Genomic DNA, 6,179 nt, shown 5'->3' on the forward strand with positions numbered 1-6,179 from the left:
GTCATTGGTCACGGGGGGTTATTCTAGTGAATAGTTACTGTCTACTCTCTCCTATCAACTATCCACTGTCCACTATCCACTGTCAACTGTCAAAGCAGCAAGTAACCCCCTTCCCCAAAGGACCACTGACCGAGGACCAACAACCAACAACCAAGGACCAACAACCAATGACCAATGACCAACGACAAATGACCCATGACCATTTCTCTGCTGTCCGTAACCCGAAAAATCTGACAAAATCGCCGAAACTTAATCATATAAATCTTTCTAGCTGCTGTCCGTAAATTTATCAGGCAATACCTTTGATGAAAAAACCCTGACAAACGACCAAGGACCAATGACCTTTCTTAAAGATTAATTAACAAAATTCACCCGAACTCAACAGTCGTGATATGCTCAGAAAAAGTCTGACGAGGCGAGCCGAGCTATGATGACCCCAACAAAGCTGAACAATCGCTATCAAGTAGTTCGAGACATTGGCGCGGGTGGATTTGGGCAAACATTTCTGGTAGAAGATACCCAAATGCCGACCCAACGGCGCTGCGTCGCCAAACAACTCAAACCCGTTACCACCAATCCCCAAATCTATCAACTCTTGCAAGACCGCTTTGCCAGAGAAGCAGCTATCCTAGAAGAATTGGGAGAGGGAAATACCCAAATTCCCCGGTTATATGCCTATTTTGAAGAAGACGGGCAGTTCTATCTCGTCCAAGAATGGATAGAAGGGGAAACCCTGACTCATCGGGTCCAAAATAGCGGCAAACTCAGCGAAAGTTCAGTCCGAGAAATCCTCGTCAGTCTCCTGCGGGTGTTAGAATTTGTGCATATTCAACGGATTGTCCATCGGGATATTAAACCGGATAATATCATTTTGCGAAACTCCGATGGAACCCCAGTCTTGATTGATTTTGGCGCAGTCAAAGAAACAATGGGAACCGTGATGAACTCCTCGGGAAACGGCACCGCTTCCATAGTGATTGGCACTCCTGGATTTATGCCATCAGAACAGGCAGCAGGACGTCCGGTTTATTCCAGTGATTTGTATAGTTTGGGGTTGACGGCGATTTATTTGCTGACGGAAAAATGGCCTCAAGAATTGCAAACAAATCATGATACTGGGGAGATTGTTTGGCGACAATATGCACCGAGAATTAGTCCAAGTTTTGCAACAATTTTGGACAAGGCAATTATGTCCCATCCCCGAGATCGCTTTCATAGTGCCCGAGAAATGTTGGATGCCTTAGAAGGCAGAAATTCTAGTTCCCCAGCAGTCGCCGTGGCATCGGTCCCCCCAGTTGAAAATGGAGTTCCTGTGACTGCGGTTTCCGTACCTCCGATGAATTATCAACCTCCCACGGTTGTCTCTCCCCCTACCGCGCCACCGGTGGATAGATCCGGGGGTATGGGAGATTGGCAAAAGGCGATGATTATCGGGAGTATCATTGGTGCTTTTGTATTAATTGGACTCTGGATCACCCGACCCCAACCCACCCCAACCAATGCCACTGCTGACTCAGAAACAGGCAATTCTCCAGGATCTCCTAATCCGTCCATCAGTAATAATTTAGCACCAGTTCCCAGTCAACCTACTCCATCAAATCCTTCAATTACCTCGCAAGAAGCAGTTGGTGTGATTAATAATTGGTTGGCAGCAAAATCCCGGATATTTGGGCGTTCTTATGACCGGCAATTAGCCGGTAGATTAACTACAGGTGAGCGCTATCGCACAACTATAGGCTCTATCGATTGGCTGCAAAATAACAATGCTTATTATGAATATTTGAGCTACAATGTTCAACCTAGACGAGATGTGTCCGTTTCAGGTAACGCAGCTAACATAGAAGTCAGCGTTACTGAAGATTTGATTCTTTATGTCAATGGAAGAATAGATTCAAACAGAACAAGCTTTGGCCCTAAAACTCAATCATACCGATTCTTTTTTGAATGGGTTGATGATAGTTGGAAAATATCAAATGTGCAATAATAACAGACTAAAAGAGCCATGAAAATAAAAACTAAAAAGATGCTGTTTCCCTTTCAATTTTTAGGGATGGTTACTTTAGCCGCTATGGTTGTAGTTTTATTAGGAGTTGGTTTGCTTCAATTTGGTGGATATCATCAATCTGATGGTGATGCTAATCGAACGACCCAGCCTGTTCAAACAAGTAACAAGAATCAGCCCGAACAGAACTTACAATTGAGTCCAGAAGAACCCCCGGATTTATCATCACATGATGATAATTTTCCCGTGAATTTGTCTATCCAGAATCCGGGTGGAGATGATACTTATTTAGGTCATTTATTCTATCCTGAAGCAAATCCCGATAGATTAGTGACGATCGCCAGTTATGGCGAAGATATTTATCAGAGATTTGAGTATCTTGACTCTGACGCAGCCAAGGCGCTGATGAAGCTGATTTATTCCGCGCGTAATGATGGCGTTTGGATTGTCTCAGTTTCAGCATTTCGTGATGTTGAACGGCAAAGACTTTTGTTTGAAAATCAAGTTGAACGTCGTGGATCAATTGAAGCCGCATCCAAAATCAGCGCCCCTCCTGGGTACAGTGAACATCATACGGGATTAACAGTAGATTTAGCAGATGGTCGATTTCCGAAACAAGATATCACCTCTCAATTTGAAAATACTGATGCTTTTCGGTGGCTACAAAAAAATGCAGAAAAATTTGGATTTGAAATGTCTTTCCCAGCGGAAAATAAGCAAGGAGTAATGTATGAGCCTTGGCATTGGCGATTTGTCGGTTCCGAGAATGCTCGGGCCATCTTTGCAAAAGCCAAAAATTTATTCTAAGGTTCGTGGAATGGGAGAATTTATCCCTTTTGATTCTCTATAAATGTTAAAGTTTTCAGAAAAAATAATGCTATTAAACAATCGCTATCGGATGATTCGAGAACTCGGTTCCGGGGGATTTGGGGACACCTTCATTGCTGAAGATACTCAAATGCCATCAGAACGGCGCTGCGTGGTCAAACAACTCAAACCCGTGACTGCTAATCCCCAAATCTTTCAAATCATCAATGAAAGATTTGCGCGAGAAGCCGCAATTTTAGAAGAATTGGGAGAGGGAAATATCCAAATTCCTCGGTTATATGCCTATTTTGAAGAACAGACTCAGTTTTACCTCGTTCAAGAATGGATAGAAGGAGAAACTCTGACCAATCGGGTAGCAAATCACGGGAAGATGAGCGAAAGTTCGGTCCGTGAAATTCTGATGAGTTTGCTGCCAGTGTTAGAATTTGTGCATATTCAACGGATTGTCCATCGGGATATTAAACCGGATAATATCATTTTGCGAAACTCCGATGGAACCCCAGTCTTGATTGACTTTGGCGCAGTCAAAGAAACAATGGGAACCGTGATGAACTCCTCGGGAAACGGCACCGCTTCCATAGTGATTGGCACTCCTGGATTTATGCCATCAGAACAGGCAGCAGGACGTCCGGTGTATTCCAGTGATTTGTATAGTTTGGGGTTGACGGCGATTTATTTATTGACAGAAAAATGGCCTCAAGAATTGGCAATGAATCATGATACTGGGGAGGTGATTTGGCGACAATATGCACCGAGAATTAGTCCAAATTTTGCAACAATTTTGGACAAAGCGATTATGTCCCATCCCCGCGATCGCTTTCACAGTGCCCGAGAAATGTTGGATGCGTTAACTACTGCTACAATGCCAGAGTATGGGATGCCACCGACAATGCGATCGCCACCGCCTGTTCATCCGGTTGCACCTGTTCCGGTTGGTGTCGAGCCTACTCCCATGCCACTTCCTGTTGATAAATCTTCCAGTCTAGGCGATTGGCAAAAGGCGGCGATTATGGGGACAATTATCGGGATGTTTGTCTTTGTCGGACTCTGGATTTCTCGACCCCAACCGGCAACGACTTCATCCAATGTCATGGGAACGGAACAATCCCCACCCCCAGAAGCGGTTAATCCTTTGCCGGAAGTTGAGAATCATTCACCGCAAGCGCAACCCACACCCGATCCGGTGCCATTAATCGAGCAACCGGACCCGAAACAATTTATTAGAAATCATTATGCCAATCTGAATCAACGGCAATATAATCCAACTTGGAGTAAGCTGTCTCATAATTTTAAAAGCAAGGCGGGTACATTTGCTGATTATGTAGACTGGTGGGAGAGTGTGGCAGAGATTCGGGTGCTCAGTGTGCGCTCGATCGCCCAAACAGAACGAGAGGCGATCGTGGATGTGCAGTTACAGTATTTGATGAATGATGGAATAATTGTTGATGACCCGAAAAGTCGGATTAATTTAGTTTGGGATAATCGGGAACAAACTTGGCTATTTGATGATAAATTTGAGCCTTAAATTAAGGGGTTAATGAATTGATTTAAGGAACGCTTTAGAGGGATTTCCTGAAGTGATTCTGTCCTGGAATAATTAAGAAACGCCTGAAGGCGTTACTACGAACTAAGAAAGAGAACGACTGAAGTCGTTACTACGAACGGGGGGGAACAAGAAAAAGGGTGGACTAATGCCCACCCTTTTTCTTGTGATGTAATGATATCAGATTATACTTGGGCTTCTTCTTTCACCAAACGGTCCCAACCTAGGTCTTTCATCGAATTATTCCGACGCATGGGACGAGTGACTAACTCTAAAATATCCCGGGCGTTGGTGAATCCGTGAATTTGGGCGAAGGTAAATTCCACCGACCATTTGGTACTGATACCCCGTGCTTCTAGGGGGTTGGCGTGAGCCATTCCGGTAATGACTAGATCCGGTCTCACTTCGTGAATCCGTTGCAATTGGTTGTAATTATCGGGCTTTTCGATAATTTTCGGGAGGGGAACACCCATCTCATGGCAGGTTTTTTCTAACAAGGCGAGTTCGGGTCCTTGGTAGCGTTTATCCAGATAGGGAATGCCAATTTCCGCGCAAGTCATGCCGCAGCGGATCAGGAACCGCGCTAGGGAGATTTCTAGCAAGTTATCTCCCATGAAGAAGACGGATTTGCCGCGAATCAGTTGGATATAATCTTCCAAACTGGCCCAGATTTGGGCTTCCCGTTCTTCTAATCCGACGGGTTCGATGCCGAAGACGGAGCAGATTTTTTCGATCCAGGCGCGGGTGCCGTCGGGACCGATCGGGAAGGGTGCGCCAATCAGTTTGGCTTTGCGACGGCGCATGAATGCCGTAGCGGTGCGACTGAGGAAGGGGTTAACGCCACAGGCATAATCCCCTTCGGCAACTGCTGGGAGTTCGGTATAGCGCTTGGATGGCAACCACCCCGAAACTTTAATCCCTTGTTTCTTCAGTTCTAAGGTGAGTTGCGTCACCACCGGGTCGGGTAAGGACCCAAACAGCACCAACGGAGGATGATTAGTATATTCCGCTTCGTCTGCCGCAACGTCTTCTTTTTGCTTACCGAAGTTGAGCAGTTTCTGAATGGCGTTGCGTTCTTGTTTTTCTTCCTCTTTTTCCACCTTATTGGGACAACGTTGGACCATTGCCGCCAATACGGTATCTTCGCCTTGGGTGAAGGCATAGTCTAACCCGTTGGCACGCGCTACGACGATGGGAATGCCTAAATCAGCTTCCAGTTTCGGTGCGAGACCCTCTAGGTCGGTTTTGATAATTTCGGTGGTGCAGGTGCCGATCCAAACGATGACGCTGGGGTTGCGATCGCGCTTAATTTGTAAGCACAACCTTTTCAACTCTTCATAATCATTCAACTGGGCCGAAATATCTGCCTCTTCCAACTCCGCCATTGCATAGCGCGGTTCGGCAAAAATCATCACCCCCATCGCATTCTGGAGGAAATAACCACAGGTTTTCGTGCCAATCACTAAAAAGAAACTATCTTCTATCTTCTGGTAAAGCCACGCCACGCAGCTAATAGGGCAAAAGGTATGATAGTTGCCGGTTTCACACTCAAAGGTGAGCGTTTCAGATGGAGCAACAGTCATAAAATCGATTCTCCTGTGTTAATTGTTGGTGCTAAATCAGTCGCTTACAAGTCATTCAAGAGATCGGACATTTCTGAATCATCTTCAGAGTCCATCTCATCCGCTAACGCATCCAAATCGACATCACCAAACGCATCTTCTGAGTCATCATCTCCTAACGCATCGAGGTCTAAATCCCCGAGGTCATCGTCAGAACTTGTGTCTCCAAATCCCTCTAAATCCA

4 protein-coding genes are annotated in these 6,179 nt (G+C 45.5%); 3 read left to right on the forward strand and 1 reads right to left on the reverse strand.

What is annotated here, in order from left to right; all coding sequences use genetic code 11:
- Nucleotides 1–427: 427 nt before the first annotated feature.
- The 3 genes from J0895_RS24545 (at nt 428) to J0895_RS24555 (ending at nt 4,355) form a co-directional block, all read left to right on the forward strand.
- Nucleotides 428–1,984, forward strand: coding sequence for a protein kinase domain-containing protein (locus J0895_RS24545; RefSeq protein ID WP_207090606.1), 1,557 nt, complete (start codon nt 428–430; stop codon nt 1,982–1,984).
- Nucleotides 1,985–2,002: 18 nt separating this feature from the next.
- Complete coding sequence (locus J0895_RS26190; protein WP_242541573.1) at nt 2,003–2,809, forward strand: M15 family metallopeptidase; 807 nt, start codon at nt 2,003–2,005, stop codon at nt 2,807–2,809.
- Nucleotides 2,810–2,876: 67 nt separating this feature from the next.
- Nucleotides 2,877–4,355, forward strand: a complete 1,479-nt coding sequence (locus J0895_RS24555) for a serine/threonine-protein kinase (protein WP_207090607.1) — start codon at nt 2,877–2,879, stop codon at nt 4,353–4,355.
- Nucleotides 4,356–4,558: 203 nt separating this feature from the next.
- Here the strand turns inward: J0895_RS24555 and J0895_RS24560 are convergent, their stop codons facing one another.
- Nucleotides 4,559–5,956, reverse strand: coding sequence for a ferredoxin:protochlorophyllide reductase (ATP-dependent) subunit N (locus J0895_RS24560; RefSeq protein WP_207090608.1), 1,398 nt, complete (start codon nt 5,954–5,956; stop codon nt 4,559–4,561).
- Between the last annotated feature and the right edge of the window lie 223 nt (nt 5,957–6,179).

It is taken from the genome of Phormidium pseudopriestleyi FRX01 (assembly GCF_017313335.1).
GTDB classification, from domain to species: domain Bacteria; phylum Cyanobacteriota; class Cyanobacteriia; order Cyanobacteriales; family Laspinemataceae; genus Laspinema; species Laspinema pseudopriestleyi.